The following is a 22,027-nucleotide window of genomic DNA, read 5'->3' as shown; positions in this document are numbered from 1 at the left end:
GTGCTGCCGCGCACCCTGCACGTGGACGCCCCGTCCTCGCACGTCGACTGGACCGAAGGCGCCGTCGAACTGCTCACCGAGCAGACCGCGTGGCCCGAGACCGGCCGTCCGCGCCGCGCCGCCGTCTCCTCCTTCGGCATCAGCGGCACCAACGTCCACACCGTCCTCGAGCAGGCGCCCGCCACGACCGCGCCCGCACCGGCCGCCCCCGAGCGCACCGTCGGAGCCGTCCCGCTGCTGCTGTCCGGCCGCACCCGCGACGCCCTGCGCGCCCAGGCCGCCCGCCTGCTCACCCACCTCCGGAACCACCCCGAGCCGTCCCTCGCCGACCTCGGCCACTCCCTGGCCACCACCCGCTCCCGCTTCGAGCGCCGCGCCGCGGTGATCGCACGGGACCGCGACGGACTGCTCGCCTCCCTGAACGCCCTCGCCGCCGGCCGCCCCGCCCCGGCGGTCGTCGAGGGCGAGGCCGCGGGGCGTGCCCGGATCGCCGTCATGTTCTCCGGCCAGGGCAGCCAGCGTGCCGCCATGGGCCGGGAATTGTACGAGACCCAGCCCCGGTTCGCCGCCGCGTTCGACGAGGTGTGCGCCGCCCTCGACCCGCTGCTCGACCGGCCGCTGCGCGAGGTCGTGTTCGCCGCCGAGGGCACCGACGAGGCCGCCCTGCTCGACCGCACCGGCTTCACCCAGCCCGCGCTGTTCGCCGTCGAGGTCGCCCTCTACCGCCTCGTCGAGAGCTGGGGCGTCCGCGCCGACTTCGTCACCGGTCACTCCATCGGTGAGATCGCCGCCGCGCACGTCGCCGGGGTGTTCACCCTTCAGGACGCGGCCCGCCTGGTCGCCGCCCGCGCCACCCTCATGGAGGCGCTGCCGTCCGGCGGCGCCATGATCGCCGTCCAGGCCACCGAGGACGAGGTCGCCCCGCTGCTCGGCGAGCGCCTGTCCCTCGCCGCCGTCAACGGCCCCACCTCCGTCGTCGTCTCCGGCGACGAGGACGCCGCCGTGGAACTGGCCGCCGAGTTCTCCGGCCGCGGGCGCCGCACCAAGCGTCTGCGGGTGAGCCATGCCTTCCACTCGCCGCACATGGACGCCATGCTCGACGCGTTCCGCACGGTCGCCGAGACGCTGTCCTACGCCGCCCCCCGCATCCCGCTGGTCTCCGACCTGACGGGCCGCAGAGCCGACGACGCCGAGGTGCGCACCGCCGACTACTGGGTGCGCCACGTCCGCGAGGCCGTCCGGTTCGCCGACTGCGTCCGCACCCTGCGCGACGCCGGCGCCACCCTCTTCCTCGAACTCGGCCCCGACGGACTGCTGACCGCCATGGCCGAGGACACCCTCGGCGACGACCACGACGATCGCCACGATCGCCACGATCACAGCACTGTGCTCGTCCCGCTGCTGCGCGCCGGCCGCCCCGAGGAGACCGCCGCCGCCACCGCCGCGGCCCGCCTCCAGGTCCACGGCGTCGACCTCGACTGGACCGCGTACCTCGCCGGCACCGGCGCCCACCGCGTCGACCTGCCGACCTACGCCTTCCAGCACGCCCACTACTGGCCGCAGCTGCCCTCCGCCGCGCCCTCCTCGGCCGGCGACCCGGCCGACCAGAAGCTGTGGGCCGCCGTCGAGCGCGGCGACGCCGCCGAACTCGCCGCCGTCCTCGGCCTCGACGAGGACAGCCTCACCCCGCTCGACTCCCTGCTGCCCGCCCTCAGCTCCTGGCGCCGCGGCAACCAGGAGAAGGCGCTCCTCGACACGCTGCGCTACCGCGTCGAGTGGACCCGGCTGGGCAAGCCCGCCGCGCCCGTCCTCGACGGCACCTGGCTGCTCGTCTCCTCCGACGCCACCGCCGACGACGAGACCGAATTGCTGGACGGCCTCGCCGAGGCGCTCGGCGCGCACGGCGCCCGGGTCCGCCGCCTCGTCCTGGACGCCGACTGCGCCGACCGGGCCGTGCTCGGCGCGCGCCTCGCCGGCACCGAGGACGTCGACACCACCGCCCATGTGCTGTCCGTGCTGCCGCTCGACGAGCGCCCCACCGACGGCCCCGCCGGCTTCACCCAGGGCCTCGCCCTGACCATCGCCCTCGTCCAGGCCCTCGCCGACACCGGCGCCCGGGGCCGGCTGTGGACCGCCACCCGCGGCGCCGTCTCCACCGGCCCCGCCGACCCGGTCACCCGCCCCGCCCAGGCCACCGCCTGGGGCATGGGCCGAGGTGTCGCCCTGGAGCACCCCCGCCTGTGGGGCGGTCTCGTCGACCTCCCGGCCGAGTTCGACCGCCGCGCCGGACAGCGCCTCGCCGAAGTCCTCGCGGTCAAGGACGCTCCCGACGGCGAGGACCAGGTCGCCCTGCGCGGCGGCGACGTGCACGGCCGCCGCCTGGTCCGCCACACCGTCGACGAGCTGCCGTCCGCCGACCGGTTCACCGCCTCCGGAAGCGTCCTGATCACCGGCGGCACCGGCGGCCTCGGCGCCGAGACCGCCCGCTGGCTGGCCCGCTCCGGCGCGGCCCACCTCGTCCTCACCAGCCGCCGTGGCCCCGACGCCCCCGGCGCTGCCGAACTCCGTGCCGAACTTGAGCAGTTGGGCGCGAGCGTCTCCCTCGTGGCCTGCGACGTCGCCGACCGTGACGCCCTCGCCGCCGTCCTCGACGGTCTGCCCGCCGACCAGCCCCTCACCGGTGTCGTCCACACCGCGGGCGTCGGCCACTACGGCCCGCTGGACGCGCTGACGCCCGCCGAGTTCGCCGCCCTCACCGCCGCGAAGCTGGCGGGCGCCGCCCACCTCGACGACCTCCTCGGCGACCGCGAACTGGACTTCTTCATCCTGTTCGGCTCCATCGCCGGCGTCTGGGGCAGCGGCGACCAGAGCGCCTACGGCGCCGCCAACGCCTACCTCGACGCCCTCGCCCTGGCCCGCCGCGCCCGCGGCCTCGCCGCGACCTCCATCGCCTGGGGTCCCTGGGGCGGCACCGGCATGGCCGCCGACGACGCCGTCTCCGGCACCCTGCGACGCCAGGGCCTGCGCCTGCTCGACCCCGCGCCCGCCCTCACCGAGATGCGCCGCGCCGTCGTCCGCCAGGACGTCGCCGTCGCCGTCGCGGACGTCGACTGGACCCGCTACGCCCCGCTGTTCACCTCCGCCCGGCCCAGCGCCCTCATCGGCGACCTGCCCGAGGTCCGCGCCCTGGCCGCCGAGAACACCCCCGCCGACACCGGTGACGCGTCCGAAATCGTGCGGCGGGTCCGCTCGCTGTCCGAGCCGGAGCAGCTGCGTCTGCTCACCGAACTGGTGCGCACCGAGGCCGCGACCGTGCTCGGTCACGCCTCCGCCGACGCCGTGCCGGAGGGCCGGGCCTTCCGCGACATCGGCTTCGACTCGCTGACCGCCGTCGAACTGCGCAAGCACCTCGGCGCGGCCACCGGCCTCTCCCTGCCGAGCACCATGGTGTTCGACTACCCGACCCCGCTGGAGCTGGCCCAGTACCTGCGGGCCGAGATCGTCGGCTCCGTGCTGGAGGTCGCGGGCCCCGTCGCCACCGGCGGCGCCGACGACGAGCCCATCGCCATCATCGGCATGAGCTGCCGCTACCCGGGCGGTGTCGGCTCCCCGGAGCAGCTGTGGGACCTGGTGCTCTCCGGCACCGACGCGATCACCGACTTCCCGGTCAACCGCGGCTGGAACACCGCCGGCCTCTACGACCCGGATCCGGACCACCCCGGTACCACCTACTCCACCCAGGGCGGCTTCCTGCACGAGGCCGACGAGTTCGACCCCATGTTCTTCGGCATCTCGCCCCGCGAGGCGCTCGTCATGGACCCGCAGCAGCGGCTCCTCCTGGAGACCACCTGGGAGGCCTTCGAGCGCGCCGGACTCACCCCCGCCACCCTCCGCGGCAGCCTGACCGGCACGTTCATCGGCTCCAGCTACCAGGAGTACGGCATGGGCGCCGGCGACGGCACCGAGGGCCACCTGGTCACCGGCACCAGCCCCAGCGTGCTCTCCGGCCGCCTCGCCTACGTCTTCGGCCTCGAAGGCCCGGCGGTCACCGTCGACACCGCCTGCTCGTCCTCGCTGGTCGCGCTGCACCTGGCCTGCCAGGCACTGCGCAACGGCGAGAGCACCCTCGCGGTCGCGGGCGGCGCCACGGTCATGACCACCCCCAACGCGTTCGTGGCCTTCAGCCGGCAGCGGGCCCTCGCCCAGGACGGCCGCTGCAAGGCGTTCTCCGAGAGCGCCGACGGCATGACCCTCGCCGAGGGCGTCGGCATCGTCCTCGTCGAGCGGCTCTCCGACGCCCGCCGCAACGGCCACCCGGTGCTCGCCGTCATCCGCGGGTCCGCCATCAACCAGGACGGCGCGTCCAACGGCCTCAGCGCCCCCAACGGCCCTTCCCAGCAGCGGGTCATCCGCCAGGCCCTCGCCAACGCCCGCGTCGCCCCCGGCGAGATCGACCTCCTGGAGGCCCACGGCACCGGCACCCCGCTCGGCGATCCGATCGAGGCGCAGGCCCTGTTCGCCACCTACGGCCGCACCCGTACGCCCGAGACCGCGCTGCAGCTGGGCTCGGTGAAGTCGAACATCGGGCACACCCAGTCCGCCGCCGGTGTCGCGAGCATCATCAAGATGGTCATGGCGCTGCGCCACGGTGTGATGCCCCGGACCCTGCACGCCGACGAGCCCTCCAGCCACGTCGACTGGAGCCCGGGCACCGTGCGGCTGCTCGGCGAGAACACCGACTGGCCGCAGACCGGCCGTCCGCGCCGGGCCGCCGTGTCCTCCTTCGGCATCAGCGGCACCAACGCCCACGTCATCCTGGAGCAGGAGACCGAGGCGCCCGCCGCCGAGGACGAGCAGCCCGCCGTGGCGCCCGTGCCGGTCGCCGCCGGCGTCGTGCCGTGGGTCCTGTCCGCCCGCGGCGCCGCCGCGCTGCGCGAGCAGGCCGACCGTCTCCTCACCCACCTCGTGACCGCCGTCCCGGCGGCCCGTCCGATCGACGTCGGTCTGTCCCTCGCCACCTCCCGCGCCCTCTTCGAGCACCGTGCGGTGGTCGTGCCGCCCACTGGTACCGATCCGCTGGAGGCGCTGCGCGCCGTCGCCGCCGACGGGCCCTCGGGCGTCGTCGCCCGCGGTGTCGCCGACGTCGAGGGCCGCACGGTCTTCGTGTTCCCCGGTCAGGGCTCGCAGTGGGTGGGCATGGGTGCCCAACTCCTGGACGAGTCGCCGGCGTTCGCGGAGCGGATCGCCGAGTGCGCCGCCGCGCTGGCCGAGTTCACGGACTGGAACCTCATTGACGTGCTGCGGGGCGTGGAGGGTGCGCCGACGCTGGAGCGTGTCGACGTGGTCCAGCCCGCGTCGTTCGCCGTGATGGTGTCCCTGGCCGCGGTGTGGCGTGCGCAGGGTGTGGAGCCGGACGCCGTGGTGGGCCACTCGCAGGGTGAGATCGCCGCCGCCGTGGTCTCGGGTGCGCTGTCCCTGCGTGATGGTGCGCGTGTGGTGGCGTTGCGCAGTCAGGCCATCGGGCGCAGTCTCGCGGGGCGGGGCGGCATGATGTCGGTGGCGCTGCCGGTCGCCGAGGTGGAGGCCCGTCTGGAGGCGTTCGGCGGGCGGGTGTCCGTCGCCGCCGAGAACGGCCCCCGCTCCTCCGTCGTCGCGGGCGAGCCGGAGGCCCTGGACGAGCTGCACGCGCAGCTCACCGCCGAGGAGGTCCGGGCCCGCCGGATCGCCGTGGACTACGCCTCGCACTCCCACCACGTCGAGGACCTGCACGACGAGATCCTTCAGCTGCTGGCCGAGGTCGCGCCGACCGCGTCCGAGATCCCGTTCTTCTCCACCGTCACCGGCGACTGGCTCGACACCACCGCCATGGACGCCGGCTACTGGTACCGCAGCCTGCGCGGACGCGTGCTGTTCGCGGACGCCATCCGCGACCTGATCGCCGCCGAGCACCGTGCCTTCATCGAGGTCAGCTCCCACCCCGTCCTCGCCATGTCCGTCCAGGACATGATCGACGACGCCGGAGTGGCGGGTGTCGCCTCCGGCACCCTGCGCCGCGACAACGGCGGCCTGGACCGCTTCCTGCTGTCCGCCGCCGAGGTGTGCGTCCGCGGCGTCGACGTCGACTGGGCCGCCGTGTTCGAGGGGACCGGCGCGTCCCGCGTCGACCTGCCCACCTACGCCTTCCAGCACGAGAACCTGTGGGTCGTCCCGGCCGTCCAGGAGGCCGTCACCGCGGCCGACCCCGAGGACGCCGCGTTCTGGACCGCCGTCGAGGACGGGGACGTCTCCACCCTGACCGCCGCCCTCGGCACCGACGAGGACTCCGTCGCCGCCGTGCTGCCCGCGCTGTCCTCCTGGCGCCGGTCCCGCCGGGAGCGCTCCACCGTCGACTCCTGGCGCTACCGCGTCACCTGGAAGCCCGTCACCAAGCTCCCGCAGCGCACCCTCGACGGCACCTGGCTGCTGGTGTCCGCCGACGGCGTCGACGACACCGACGTCGCCGGGGCGCTGGAGGCGGGCGGCGCCCAGGTGCGCCGCCTCGTCCTCGACGAGACCTGCACCGACCGCACCGTCCTGCGCGAGCGCCTGACCGACACCGACGGCCTCACCGGCATCGTCTCCGTCCTCGCCGGCGCCGAGCGGACCGGCGCCGTCCCCGGCACCGGACTCGTCCTCGGGGTCGCCCTCACCGTCGCCCTCGTCCAGGCGCTCGGCGACGCCGGTATCGAAACCCCGCTGTGGGCGCTGACCCGCGGCGCCGTCTCCACCGGCCGCTCCGACAAGGTCACCGCGCCCGTCCAGGCCCAGGTCACCGGCATCGGCTGGACCGCCGCGCTGGAGTGCCCGGGACGCTGGGGCGGTGTCGTCGACCTGCCCGAGACGCTCGACGCGCGCGCCGGCCAGCGGCTCGCGGCCGTCCTCGCCGGCGCGCTCGGCGACGACGACCAGATCGCCCTGCGCTCCTCCGGCGTCTTCACCCGCCGTATCGTGCGCGCCGACGCCGCCCCCGACGGCTCCGCCCGCGACTGGAAGCCGCGCGGCACCACCCTGGTCACCGGCGGCTCCGGCACCCTCGCCCCCCATCTGGCGCGCTGGCTCGCCGAGCGGGGCGCCGAGCACCTGGTCCTGGTCAGCAGGCGCGGCCCGCACGCCCCGGGCGCCGCCGAGCTCCGCGCCGAGCTGGAGGAGCGCGGCACGGCCACGACCCTCGCCGCCTGCGACATCACCGACCGCGACGCGGTCGCCGCGCTGCTCGACGGTCTGAAGGCCGAGGGCCGCACCGTCCGCACGGTCGTGCACACCGCGGCCACCATCGAACTGCACACCCTCGACGCCACCACCCTCGACGACTTCGACCGCGTCCTCGCCGCCAAGGTCACCGGTGCGCGGATCCTCGACGAACTCCTCGACGACGAGGAGCTGGACGACTTCGTCCTGTACTCCTCCACCGCCGGCATGTGGGGCAGCGGCGCGCACGCCGCGTACGTCGCGGGCAACGCCTATCTGGCCGCCCTCGCCGAGCACCGGCGCGGACGCGGCCTGACCGCTATGTCGCTGTCCTGGGGCATCTGGGCCGACGACCTCCAACTCGGCCGCGTCGACCCGCAGATGATCCGCCGCAGCGGCCTGGAGTTCATGGACCCGCAGCTCGCGCTGAGCGGCCTCAAGCGGGCCCTCGACGACGACGAGCACGTCATCGCGGTCGCCGACGTCGACTGGGAGACGTACCACCCCGTCTACACCTCGGCCCGGCCCACCCCGCTGTTCGACGAGGTCCCCGAGGTGCGGCAGCTCACCGCCGCTGCCGCGCAGAGCGCCGGGGCCCCCGCCCGGGGCGAGTTCGCCGCCGCGCTGCTGGCCCTGCCCGCCGCCGAGCAGCAGCGCAAGCTGCTGGAGACCGTCCGCACCGAGGCCGCCTCCGTGCTCGGCCTGTCCTCCGCCGAGGACCTCACCGACCAGCGTGCCTTCCGCGACGTCGGCTTCGATTCGCTGACCGCCGTCGGGCTGCGCAACCGGCTCGCGTCCGTCACCGGGCTGACGCTGCCGTCCACGATGGTCTTCGACTATCCGAACCCGGCAGCCCTGGCCGGCTTCCTCCACTCCGAACTGGCCGACGTCCACTCCGCGGGCGCCGTCGCCGTCACCGCGGGCGCGCCCGTCGACGACGACCCGATCGCCATCGTCGGCATGAGCTGCCGCTACCCCGGCGGCGTCACCTCCGCCGAGGAGCTGTGGCGGGTCGCGCTGGACGAGGTCGACGCGATCTCCGTCTTCCCGGCCGACCGCGGCTGGGACGCCGAGGCCCTCTACGACCCCGACCCGGACGCGTCCGGCCGCACCTACTCGGTCCAGGGCGGCTTCCTGCGCGACGTCGCCGACTTCGACCCCGGCTTCTTCGGCATCTCGCCCCGCGAGGCCCTGTCCATGGACCCGCAGCAGCGTCTCCTGCTGGAGACGGCCTGGGAGGTCTTCGAGAACGCCGGAATCGACCCGGTCGGCCGGCGCGGCAGCCTCACCGGCACCTTCATCGGCGCCAGCTACCAGGACTACGGCGCCGCCGTGCCCGGCAGCGAGGGCTCCGAAGGCCACATGATCACCGGCTCGCTGCCCAGCGTCCTGTCCGGCCGCGTCTCCTACCTCTTCGGCTTCGAGGGCCCGGCCGTCACCCTCGACACCGCCTGCTCGTCCTCGCTGGTCGCCATCCACCTGGCCTGCCAGTCGCTGCGCAACGGCGAGAGCACCCTCGCCCTCGCCGGCGGTGCCAGCATCATGTCCACCCCCATGTCGTTCATCGGCTTCAGCCGGCAGCGGGCCCTCGCCGAGGACGGCCGCTGCAAGGCGTACGCCGAGGGCGCCGACGGCATGACCCTCGCCGAGGGCGTCGGCCTGATCCTGCTGGAGCGGCTCTCCGACGCCCGCCGCAACGGCCACGAGGTCCTCGCCGTCATCCGCGGGTCCGCCATCAACCAGGACGGCGCGTCCAACGGCCTCACCGCCCCCAACGGCCCCTCGCAGCAGCGCGTCATCCGCCAGGCCCTCGCCAATGCCGGCGTCGAGGCGGACGACATCGACGTCCTGGAGGGGCACGGCACCGGCACCTCCCTCGGCGACCCGATCGAGGCGCAGGCCCTGTTCGCCACCTACGGCAAGGACCGCGACCCCGAGCGGCCCGTGCTGCTCGGCTCGGTGAAGTCCAACATCGGCCACACCCAGATGGCCTCCGGCGTCGCCAGCGTCATCAAGCTGGTCCACGCCCTCAACGAGGGCGTCGTCCCCAAGTCGCTGCACATCGACGAGCCGTCCACCCACGTCGACTGGTCCTCCGGCGCCATCCGGCTGCTCACCGAGCGCACCGAGTGGCCCGAGACCGGCCGTCCGCGCCGCGCCGCCGTGTCGTCCTTCGGCCTCAGCGGCACCAACGCCCACACCGTCCTGGAACAGGCCCCCGCCGACAGCGCCCCGGCCGCCCCCGAGGACACCCCCGCGCCGCGGGACGGCCTCGTGCCCGTCCTCGTCTCCGGACGCGGCGAGGCGGCCCTGCGCGCCCAGGCCGGAGCCCTGCTCGACCTGCTGGCGGAGCGCCCCGGCGTCCACCCGACCGATCTGGCGTTCTCCCTCGCCACCTCGCGCGCCGCCCTTGAGCACCGCGCCGCCGTCGTCGCCGGCGACCACGAAGGACTGGTGCGCGGCCTGACCGCGCTGCGCGACGGAACGCCCGGCGCCGGACTGGTCCAGGGCCGCACCGGCCGCGGACGCACCGCCTTCCTGTTCACGGGACAGGGCAGCCAGCGCCTCGGCATGGGCCGCGAACTGTACGAGCGTCACCCGGTGTTCGCCGACGCCCTGGACGCGGTGCTCGCCCGGATCGACGGCATCACCGAACGCCCCCTGCGCGACGTGCTGTTCGCCGCCGAGGGCGCCGAGGACGCCGCCCTGCTCGACCGCACCGGCTACGCGCAGCCCGCGCTGTTCGCCCTCGAGGTCGCGCTGTTCCGTCTGCTGGAGTCGTGGGGCATCACCCCCGACTACCTGGCCGGCCACTCCGTCGGCGAGATCGCCGCCGCGCACGTCGCCGGCGTCCTCGACCTCGACGACGCGTGCGCCCTGGTGGCCGCCCGCGGCCGGCTGATGCAGGCGCTGCCCGAGGGCGGCGCGATGGTCGCCCTTCAGGCCGCCGAGGACGAGGTGCTGCCGCACCTGGAGGGCCTCGCCGACCAGGTCTCCGTGGCCGCCGTCAACGGACCCCGGTCCGTCGTCGTCGCCGGCGAGGAGGAGGCCGTCCTCGCCGTCGCCGCGCACTTCGCCGAGCAGGGGCGCCGCACCAAGCGTCTGCGGGTGAGCCATGCCTTCCACTCGCCGCTCATGGACGCCATGCTGGACGACTTCGCCGCCGTGGCCCGCGCCCTGACGTACCACGCGCCGACGATCCCGTTCGTCTCCAACGTGACCGGCACCCTCGCCACCCCCGAGCAGGTGTGCGGCGCCGACTACTGGGTCTCCCACGTCCGCTCCGCCGTGCGCTTCGCCGACGGCATCGGCTGGCTGTCCACCCAGGGCGGCGTCCAGACCTTCCTGGAGCTCGGCCCCGACGGCGTGCTCAGCGGCATGGCCCGCGAGAGCCTCACCGACGCCTCCCGCACCGCGCTGCTGCCCACGCTGCGCGGCGACCGCCCGGAGGAGCAGGCCCTCGTCACCGCCGTCGCCGCGGCCCACGCCCACGGCTTCGACGTCGACTGGGCCGCCTGGTTCGAGGGCGGCGGCGCCCGCCGCGTGGCCCTGCCCACCTACGCCTTCCAGCGCGAGCGGTACTGGCCCGACACCACCGCGGCCGGCACCACCGCCGCCGTCCCCGGCTCCGCACTCGACGCCGAGTTCTGGGCCGCGGTGGAACACGCCGACGTAGCGTCGCTCGCCGCCTCCCTCGGCCTGGACGACACGACCGTCACCGCGATGGTTCCGGCGCTCACCGCCTGGCGGCGGCGCCGCGGCGAACAGTCCGCGCTCGACTCCTGGCGCTACCGCGTCACCTGGAAGCCGCGCGGCGGCGCCCCCGCCGCCGCACCCACCGGACGCTGGCTCGTCCTCGTCCCGGCCGAGTACCGCGACGAGACCACCGCCGCCTGGGCCGCCGACGTCGAGGCCGCCCTCGCCACCGCCACCGTCCGCGTGGAGGTCACCGGCACCGACCGCGCCGCCCTTGCCGCCCGGCTCACCGAGGCCGCCGACGGCGACACCTTCCAGGGCGTGCTGTCGCTGCTGCCGCTCGCGCCCGGCGACGCCGGACACCCCGGCGCCCCGGCCGCGCTCACCCTCACCGCCACCGCCCTCCAGGCGCTCGGTGACGCCGGTATCGACGCCCCGCTGTGGAACATCACCCGGGGAGCCGTCGCCGTCGGCCGCTCCGAGCAGGTCACGGCACCCGAACAGGCCGCCGTGTGGGGCCTCTTCCGGGCCGCGGCCCTCGAACTGCCCGGCCGCGTCGGCGGCAGCGTCGACCTCCCGGAGGACCTCGACACGCAGGCCGCCCGCCGGCTGCGCGGGATCCTGGCCGCCGGCGACGGCGAGGACGCCGTCGCCGTCCGCGCCGGCGGCGTCTTCCTGCGCCGGCTGGCCCACAGCCCCGCCGCCGACACCGTCAGCTCCGCCTTCGACCCGGCGGCCGGCACCGTCCTGATCACCGGTGGCACCGGCGGCATCGGCGGACACCTCGCCCGCCGCCTCGCCCGCGACGGCGCCGTCCACCTGCTGCTCACCAGCCGCCGCGGACCCGACGCCCCGGGCGCCGCCGAACTCCGCGCCGAACTGGAGGAGCTGGGCGCCCGCGTCACCGTCGCCGCCTGCGACGCCGCCGACCGTGACGCGCTCGCCGCACTCCTCGCGGCGGTGCCCGAGGACGCGCCGCTCACCGCCGTCTTCCACACCGCGGGCGTCGTCGACGACCACGTGGTGGACGAGCTGACCCCGGCGAGCTTCGCCACCGTCCTGCATGCCAAGACGGTCGCCGCCCGCCATCTGCACGACCTCACCGCCGGCCTCGACCTCGCCGCGTTCGTCCTGTTCTCCTCGACCGCCGGCCTCATCGGCGCTGCGGGACAGGGCAACTACGCCGCCGCCAACGCCCAGCTCGACGCCCTCGCCGAGCAGCGCCGCGCCCAGGGCCTGCCCGCCCTGTCCGTGGCCTGGGGCCCCTGGGCCGGCTCCGGCATGGTCGCCGACGCCGCCGAGATCGCCGCCCGGGTGCGCCGCGGCGGATTCGAACCGCTCGACCCCGCCTCCGGCGTCGCCGCGCTGCTGCGCGCCGTCGACAACGGCGACACCACCGTCGCCGTCGCCGACATCGACTGGGAACGCTTCCTGCGCGCCTTCGCGGCGGCCCGCCCGCTGCCGCTCGTCGCCGACCTCCCGGAGACGGCCGGCGCCACCGCCCCGGCGGCGGCCACCGCCACCGCGTCCGGCCTGCGTCAGCGACTGGCCGAGATGCCCGCCGAGGAGCGCCCCGCACACGTCCTCGACCTGCTGCGCACCCAGGTGGCGGCCGTCCTCGGCCACGCCGACGCCCGCACCGTCGACGACGACCTGGCCTTCCGCGACCTCGGCTTCGACTCGCTCACCGTCCTGGAGCTGCGCAACGCGCTCAACGCCATCACCGGCCTGAGCCTGCCCGCCTCCCTCGTCTACGACCAGCCCACGCCCCGCGAGATGGCGGACTTCCTGCTCGCCGAACTCCTCGGCACGCTCCCGGAGTCCACCGCCCACGCCGTCGCCACCCGGGCCGTCGACGACGACCCGATCGCGGTCGTCGGCCTCGCCTGCCGCTTCCCCGGCGGCGTCACCACGCCCGAGGAGCTGTGGCGGCTGCTGGCGGAGGGCCGCGACGGCATCACCCGCTTCCCCGACGACCGCGACTGGGACTTGGCGGCGCTCGGCGCCGGCGCCTCCGACACGCTGCACGGCGGATTCCTCGCCGGTGTCGCCGACTTCGACGCCCGCTTCTTCGGCATCTCGCCCCGCGAGGCGCTCGCCATGGACCCGCAGCAGCGGCTGCTGCTCGAGACCACCTGGGAGGCCCTGGAGCGGGCCGGCATCGACCCGGCCGCGCTGCGCGGCTCCACCACCGGCGTCTTCGTCGGCACCAACGGCCAGGACTACCCGAACCTGCTGCGCCGCTCGGCCTCGGACGTCTCCGGCTATGTCGCCACCGGCAACACCGCCAGCGTGATGTCCGGCCGCCTCTCCTACGCCCTCGGCCTGGAGGGCCCCGCGGTCACCGTCGACACCGCCTGCTCCTCCTCGCTGGTCGCCCTGCACTGGGCGGGCCGCGCGCTGAGCGCCGGCGAGTGCGACCTCGTCGTCGCGGGCGGCGTCTCGGTGATGTCGACCCCCGACTCCTTCATCGAGTTCAGCACCCAGGGCGGCCTGGCTCCCGACGGACACTGCAAGCCGTTCTCCGACGACGCCGACGGCACCGCCTGGTCGGAGGGCGTCGGCATCCTGGTCCTGGAACGGCTCTCCGACGCGATCCGCAACGGCCACGAGGTCCGCGGCATCATCCGCGGCACCGCCGTCAACCAGGACGGCGCCTCCAACGGACTGACCGCCCCCAACGGCCCGTCCCAGCAGCGCGTCATCCGCCAGGCCCTCGCGGACGCCCGCCTCGCGCCGTCCGACATCGACGCGGTCGAGGCGCACGGCACCGGCACCACCCTCGGCGACCCGATCGAGGCGCAGGCCCTGCTGAACACCTACGGCAGGGACCGGGACGCCGAGCAGCCGCTGCTCCTTGGCACCGTCAAGTCGAACATCGGCCACACCCAGGCCGCCGCGGGCGTCGCCGGCGTCATCAAGATGCTGCTGGCGATCCAGCACGGCACCCTGCCGCGCACCCTGCACGTCACCAGCCCCACCAGTCACGTCGACTGGAGCGGCGGCGCCGTGTCGCTGCTCACCGAGGAACGCGACTGGCCCGAGACCGGACGGCCGAGGCGCGCCGGTGTCTCCGCCTTCGGCGTCAGCGGCACCAACGCGCACGTCATCGTGGAGCAGGCCCCCGAGATCCCCGCCCCCGCCGACGAGCCCGCCCCCGCCGCCGAAATCAGCACCGTCCCGTGGATCGTCTCCGGCCGCAGCCGCGAGGCCCTCCAGGACCAGGCCGACCGGCTCACCGCGTACGCCGCCGCCCATCCGGAGCTCTCCCCGCTGGACGTCGGCCGCTCCCTGGCCACCGACCGCACCCTCTTCCCGCACCGCGCCGTGCTGCTCTCGGGCCCCGACGGGGTGCGCGAGACGGCCCGCGCGGTCGCGTCCCGAACCCGGGGCCGTACCGCCTTCCTGTTCTCCGGCCAGGGCGCCCAGCGCGCCCTGATGGGCCGCGAACTGTACGAGCGGTACCCGGCGTTCGCCGACGCGCTGGACACGGTCCTCGCGCAGTTCGACACCGCGCTGGACTTCCCGCTGCGCCAGGTCCTGTTCGCCGCGCCGGACACGCCCGACGCCGGGCTTCTGGACCAGACCGGCTGGACCCAGCCCGCGCTGTTCGCCGTCGAGGTCGCCCTCCACCGCCTCCTGGAGTCGTGGGGCCTGACCCCCGACCAGGTCGCCGGTCACTCCATCGGTGAGATCGCCGCGGCGCATGTCGCGGGGGTGTTCTCGCTGGAGGACGCCTGCCGGCTGGTGGCGGCCCGTGCCTCCCTGATGCAGGAGCTGCCGCGGGGCGGTGCGATGCTCGCGGTGCGCGCCACCGAGGAGGAGGTGCTCCCGCACCTGACGGAGCGGGTCTCCATCGCCGCGGTCAACGGGCCGTCGTCCGTGGTCGTCGCCGGTGACGAGGACGAAGTCGCCGCGATCGCCGCGCACTTCGAGGCGCAGGACCGCAGGACCACCCGGCTCAAGGTGAGCCACGCCTTCCACTCGCCGCTCATGGACCCGATGCTCACCGCCTTCGCCCGGGTCGCGGAGTCCCTCACCTACCACGAGCCCCGTATCCCGCTGGTCTCCACCGTGACCGGCGCCCCCGCCGGAGCCGAACTCCTCACCCCCGGCTACTGGGTGCGGCATGTCCGCGAGACCGTCCGGTTCGCCGACGGCGTGCGCGCCCTGCGCGAGGCCGGCGTCACCGCCTTCGTCGAGATCGGCCCGGACGGCCAGCTCACCGCCGCCGCCCAGCAGACCCTGGACGCGTCCGCCGACGAGGCACCCGCCACCGTCGTCCCGCTCCAGCGCCGCGACCGCGCCGAGGAGACCGCCCTCCTGGAGGGCCTGGCCACCCTGCACACCCAGGGCGCCGGACCCGACTGGAGCGCCTGGTTCGAGAGCACCGGCGGACACCGCGTCGAGCTGCCGACGTACGCCTTCCAGCGCGAGCGCTACTGGCCCGAGCCCGCCGCGCCCGGCGCCACCGGCACGCCCGACCCCGTCGACGCCGCCTTCTGGGCCGCCGTCGAGCGGGAGGACCTGGAGAGCCTCACGGCCTCCCTGGGCCTCGACGGCGACACCGTCACCACGATGGTGCCCGCGCTGTCGGCCTGGCGCCGCCGCACCGACGCCCGCTCCACCGCCCGTGACTGGCGCTACCACGAGAGCTGGACCGCGCTCGGCACCCCGGCGCACGCCACGCCGACGGGCCGCGTCCTGGCCCTGGTGCCCGCCGAACACGCCGGCGCCGACTGGGCGGAGACCCTCGTCGCCGCCCTGGGCGCCGACCCGCTCGTCGTCGACGGTGCCCCCGGCTCCCTCGCCCGGGAACTCGCGGACCTAGTGCCGCAACAGGCAACGTTCGCCCCGTCGCAAACGTTGCCTGCCGGGGCACTCGACCCGGCCGGCTGGACCGTCGTCGTCTCGCTGCTCGCCGCGGGCACCGGCACCCTGCCGGCCCCCGACGCCACACCGGCCGCCGTCCTGGAGGCCCTGCGGACCGCCGGTGTCGACGCCCCGCTGTGGTGCGTCACCCGCGGAGCCGTCTCCGTCGCCGGGGAGGCACCCGTCGCCGTCGGCCAGGCCGCCCTGTGGGGCATGGGCCGGGTCGCCGCGCTGGAGCACCCCGAGCGCTTCGGCGGCCTCGCCGACCTCGCGCCCGACGCCGACGCCGCCACCGCGGGCCTGCTCGCCGCCCACCTGGCCGAGCCCGGCACCGAGGACCAGATCGCCGTCCGCGCCGCCGGTCTCCTCGGCCGCCGCCTCGTGCGCACCGCCGTCGCCCACGGCGACACCGGATGGCGCCCGCACGGCACCGTCCTCGTCGTCGGCGGCACCCGCACCATGGGCGCCCGCGCCGCCCGCTGGCTCGCCCGCGAGGGCGCCGCCCGCCTGGTGCTGACCACCTCGCCCGCCGACGGCGCCACCGACACCGAGGAGCTGCGGGCCGAACTCGCCCGGCTCGGCGCCGAGGTCGTCCTCGCGCCGTACGACAGCGGCGACCGGGACGCGGCCACCGCCCTCCTGGACGGTCTGACCGACCTCACCGCGGTCGTGTACGCCGACGACGCCCCGACGGACGGCCCGGCCGCCGCCCTCGCCCCGGTGGACACCCTCGCCGAGGCCGTCGCAGGACGCTCCCTGGACGCGTTCGTGCTCTTCGGCTCCATCGCCGGGGTCTGGGGCGTGCGCGGCCGGGCCGACGAGGCCGCGGGCGGCGCCTACGTCGACGCCCTCGCCCGCGCCCTGCGCGCCGACGGGACGCCCGCGCTGGCCGTCGCCTGGGGCGCCTGGGCCGAGCTGGCCGACCCGTCGACCACCGCCCACCTGCGGATGAACGGGCTGCCGGTGATGGACGCCGACGCCGCCCTGACCGCGCTGGCCGGTGCCGTCGCCGACGGCTCCGCCGCGGTCACCGTCGCCGACGTCCGCTGGGACACCTTCGCCCCGGCGCACCACGAGGTCCGGCCCACCGCGCTGTTCGACGGCCTGCCCGAGGCCAGGACCGCCCTCGCCGACGCGGCCCGCGACCGTGCCGAGGGGGCCGCCGCCTCCGGCGGCTACGGCCAGTGGCTCCTGGAGCAGCCCGCCGCCGACCGGGACGACATCCTGCTCGCCCTCGTCGGCGAGAAGGCCGCCCTGGTCCTCGGCCACGCGGACACCGCGCTCGTCGAACCCGACCTGCCCTTCCGGGACCTCGGCTTCGACTCGCTGACCGCCGTCGACCTGCGCAACCAGCTCACCGCGGCCACCGGCGTCACCCTGCCCGCGACCCTGGTCTTCGACCACCCCAACCCGGCGGCGCTCGCCGCGCACCTGCGCACCGAACTGCTCGGCGGCGCCACGGACACCGCCGCCCCGGTGGCCGCGCCCGTCGCCACCGGCGACGACCCGGTCGTCATCGTCGGCATGGCCTGCCGCTACCCCGGCGGCGTCAACTCGCCCGAGGACCTGTGGCAGCTCCTCGTCGACGAGGTCGACGCAGTCGGCGACTTCCCGACCGACCGCGGCTGGGACCTCGACGCCCTCGCCGGCGACGGCCCGGGCCGCAGCGCCACCGACCAGGGCGGATTCCTCTACGACGCCACCGACTTCGACCCCGGCCTGTTCGGCGTCTCGCCGCGCGAGGCCATGGTGATGGACCCGCAGCAGCGGATCCTGCTCGAGGCGTCCTGGGAGGCCCTGGAGCGGGCCGGCATCGACCCGGCGACCCTGCGGGGCAGCGGCACCACCGGCGTCTTCGTCGGCGGTGGCTCCGGCGACTACCGGCCGCCGGCCGAGTACGGCCAGTGGCAGACCGCCCAGTCCGCCAGCCTCCTGTCCGGCCGCCTCGCCTACACCTTCGGCATCCAGGGCCCCACGGTGTCCGTCGACACCGCCTGCTCGTCCTCCCTGGTCGCCCTGCACCTGGCCGCCCAGGCCGTGCGCTCGGGCGAGTGCTCCATCGCCCTCGCCGGTGGTGTCACCGTGATGGCCACCCCGGTCGGCTTCGTGGAGTTCAGCGCCCAGGGCGCGCTGTCGCCCGACGGCCGCTGCCGCGCCTTCTCCGAGGACGCGAACGGCACCGGCTGGTCGGAGGGTGTCGGCATGCTCGTCGTCGAGCGCCTCTCCGACGCCCGGCGCAACGGCCACCGCGTGCTCGCCGTGCTGCGCGGCTCCGCCATCAACCAGGACGGCGCCTCCAACGGCCTGACCGCGCCCAGCGGCCCCGCCCAGCAGCGCGTCATCCGCCAGGCCCTCGCCAACGCCCGCCTGGAGAGCGCCGACGTCGACGCCGTCGAGGCGCACGGCACCGGCACCAGGCTCGGCGACCCGATCGAGGCGCAGGCCCTGCTCGCCACCTACGGCCAGGACCGCGAGCGGCCCGTGCTGGTCGGCTCACTGAAGGCCAACATCGGTCACACGCAGGCCGCGTCCGGTGTCGGCGGCGTCATCAAGATGGTGCTCGCCATGCGGCACGGTCTGCTGCCGCGCTCGCTGTACACCGAGAACCCCTCCTCGCACGTCGACTGGACCGCGGGCAACGCGCGCCTGCTCACCGAACTCACCCCCTGGCCCGAGTCCGAGCGGGTGCGCCGGGCCGCCGTCTCCTCCTTCGGGGCCAGCGGCACCAACGCCCACCTGATCCTGGAACAGCCGGAACCCATCCAGCAGCCCGCGCGGCATGCGAGGCCCGCCGCCGACGGCTCGCCCGTCCCCGTCCTGCTGTCCGGCCGCTCGCGGAACGCGCTGCGCGCCCAGGCCCGCAGGCTCCTGGCCCATGTGGCAGGCCACCCCGAGGAGACGGTCACCGACCTGGCCCGCACCCTGGCCACCACCCGCGCCGTGTTCGAACACCGGGCCGCGGTGACCGCCGCCGACCGGGACGCGCTGCTCGCCGGACTCACCGCCGTGGCGGAGGGCACCACCGCCGCGCACGTCGTCGAGCACCACGTGGAGCGCACCGGCAAGCACGCCGTGCTCTTCTCCGGCCAGGGCTCCCAGCAACTCGGCATGGGCCGGGACCTGTACGAGCGGTTCCCGGCGTTCGCCGAGGCGTTCGACGCGGTCCTCGCCCGGCTCGACGGCCACCTCGGCGCCTCGCTGCGGGAGATCGTCTGGCACGGCGACCAGGACTCCCTGAACGAGACCGGGCACACCCAGCCCGCGCTGTTCGCCTTCGAGGTCGCCCTGTACCGCCTGGTGGAGTCCTGGGGTGTGACGCCGGACTTCGTCGCCGGCCACTCCGTCGGCGAGATCGCCGCCGCCCACGTGGCGGGCGTCCTCTCCCTGGACGACGCCTGCCGGCTGGTCGCCGCACGGGCCCGCCTGATGCAGGAACTGCCGCACGGCGGCGCCATGGTCGCGGTCGAGGCCACCGAGAAGGAGGTCGCCGCCGAACTCACCGACGCGGTGTCGATCGCCGCGGTCAACGGCCCCACGTCCGTGGTGCTGGCCGGTGCGGAGGACGCGGTGCTCGCCCTGGCCGCCGTCCTCGCCGAGCGGGGCCGCCGCACCACCCGCCTCAAGGTCAGCCACGCCTTCCACTCGGCGCTGATGGACCCGATGCTCGCCGAGTTCCGCAAGGTCGCCGAGAGCCTGCGCTACGAGGCACCCCGCATCGCCGTCGTGTCGAACCTGACCGGCGACGTGGCGGGCGCCGAGGAACTGTGCGGCGCCGACTACTGGGTCCGCCACGTGCGCGGCACCGTCCGGTTCGCCGACGGTGTCACCGCACTGGCCGGCCGGGGCGTCCGGGTCTTCCTCGAACTCGGCCCCGACGCGGTGCTGTCCGCGCCGGCCGGGCAGAGCGCCCCGGACAGCGTCTGCATCCCCGCGCAGCGCCGCAACCGCGACGAGGTGGAGACCCTGGTCGCCGCCCTCGGCCGGCTGCACGTACACGCCGCCGGACCCCGCTGGGACGCCTTCTTCGACGCCGCCCCCGGCTCCTGGCTCGACCTGCCGACGTACGCCTTCCAGCGCGGCCGGTTCTGGCCGGACACCCTGCCCGCCACCGCTCAGGGCGGCGTGTCCGCCGGGGAGGCCGACGGCACCGACACCGCCTTCTGGGACGCCGTCGCGCAGGAGGACTTCGGCTCGCTCGAGTCCGTCCTCGACGTCGAGGGCGACGCCCTGTCCAAGGTGCTGCCGGCGCTGCTCGACTGGCGCCGCCGCAATTCCGAGGAGACGCGGCTCGACAGCTGGCGCCACCGCATCGTCTGGAAGCGTCTGACCGGCGCGGCGATGGCCCACGCCAAGCCGCTCACCGGCACCTGGCTGGCCGTCGTCCCCGAGGGCCTCGGCGAGGACCCGTGGGTGACGACCGCGCTGGACGCCCTCGGCACCCGGGTGGTGCGCGCCGAGGTCGGCGGCGCCGACCGGGAGGCCATGACCGCCACCCTGCGCGAGGCCGCCGGGGAGGGCACCCGCTTCGGCGGCGTCGTCTCCCTGCTCGCCCTGCGCGAGACCGTGCACGGCGACGTGCCGGAGGGCGTCGCCCTCACCGGCACGCTGCTCCAGGCCCTCGGCGACGCCGGGATCGAGGCCCCACTGTGGTGCGTCACCCGCAGCGCCGTGTCCGCCAACCGCACCGACCGCCCGCGCCGGCCGCTCCAGGCCGCCGTCTGGGGCCTGGGCCGGGTGGCCGCGCTGGAGTACCCGCACCGCTGGGGCGGCCTGGTCGACCTGCCGGAACGCGCCGACGAGCGGGCCGCCGCCGGACTCGCCGCCGTCCTCGCCGGACTCGACGGGGAGGACCAGGTCGCCGTGCGCGGCTCCGCCGTCCTCGCCCGCCGCCTCGTGCCGGCCCCGGACCGCGGGCAGAGCGGCGCCTGGGATCCGACCGGCACCGTGCTGATCACCGGCGGCACCGGCGCCCTCGGCGCCCATGTGGCCCGCCGCCTGGCCAAGGACGGCGCCCAGCACCTGGTGCTGCTGAGCCGCCGCGGTCCCGGGGCGCCCGGCGCCACCGCCCTGCGTGACGAACTCGAAGCGCTCGGCACCGGCGTCACCCTGGCCGCCTGCGACGCCTCCGACCGGGACCGGCTGGCCGCGGTGCTCGACGCGATCCCGGCCGACCGGCCGCTGACCGCGGTGATCCACGCCGCGGGCGTGCTCGACGACGGCGTCATCGACCGGCTCACCCCGGAGCGGTATCAGAAGGTGTTCCGCGCGAAGGTGACCTCGGCGCTGCTGCTCGACGAGCTGACCCGGGACCGCGACCTGGCCGCGTTCGTCCTGTTCTCGTCCGCCTCCTCCGCGGTCGGCAACCCCGGCCAGGCCAACTACGCGGCCGCCAACGCGGTCCTGGACGCCCTCGCCGAGGCCCGCCGGGTACGGAACCTGCCCGCGACCTCCGTGTCCTGGGGCGCCTGGGGCGGTGGCGGCATGGCCGGCGGGCACGGCGCGGACGACGCGGCCCGCCGGGCCGGTGTCGTCGCCATGGACCCGGACCTCGCCGTGGAGTCGCTGCTGCGGCTGGTCACCGGCAAGGAACCGACCGCGGTGGTCGCCGAGGTCGCCCTCGACCGGTTCGCCTCCGCCTTCGGCGGCACCCGGCCGAGCGCCCTGCTGCGGGAGTTCCCCGGCTACCGGGAGACCGTCGCCGCCGCGGCGCCCGAGTCCCCGGAGGGCACCCTCGCCGACCGGCTGGCGGGCATGCCGCCGGCCCGCCGGCTGGACACCGTCGTGGACCTGGTGCGCACCCGTGCCGCGCAGGTCCTCGGCTACCCGGACACCGGCGCCGTCGGCGCCGAACGGTCCTTCCGGGATCTCGGAGTGGACTCACTCGGCGCCGTCGAGCTGCGCAACCAGCTCGGCGCCGCGACCGGCCTGAGCCTGCCCGCGACGCTGGTCTTCGACCACCCGACGCCGCTGGCGCTGGGCGAGTTCGTCCTCGCCCGGCTCGTCCCCGACGAGCCGGCCGTGTCCGACGAGGAGACCGAGATCAGGGCCGTACTGGCCTCCGTCCCGCTCGACCAGCTGCGTGAGATCGGTGTCCTGGAGCCCCTGCTCCAGCTCGCCGGACGCGGTGGTGGAGCCGGCGACGACGAAGACGGCGAGTCCGTCGACTCGATGACAGTGGCAGACCTGGTGCGGGCCGCGCTGGGCGGCCAGTCCGACCTGTAGCGCGAAGTGA

1 protein-coding gene is annotated in these 22,027 nt (G+C 75.7%); it reads left to right on the top strand.

Going from position 1 to position 22,027, the window contains the following annotated elements; all coding sequences use genetic code 11:
* A partial coding sequence (locus tag ACFY3J_RS33395; RefSeq protein WP_390842407.1) for a type I polyketide synthase occupies positions 1-22,017 on the top strand: 22,017 nt, incomplete at its 5' end.
* Between the last annotated feature and the right edge of the window lie 10 nt (positions 22,018-22,027).

The sequence above is a fragment of the Streptomyces sp. NPDC001231 genome, assembly GCF_042896885.1.
Lineage (GTDB): Bacteria > Actinomycetota > Actinomycetes > Streptomycetales > Streptomycetaceae > Streptomyces.
The sequence above is the reverse complement of the archived record's forward strand: the minus strand, read 5'-3'. Positions and strand labels throughout refer to the sequence as shown.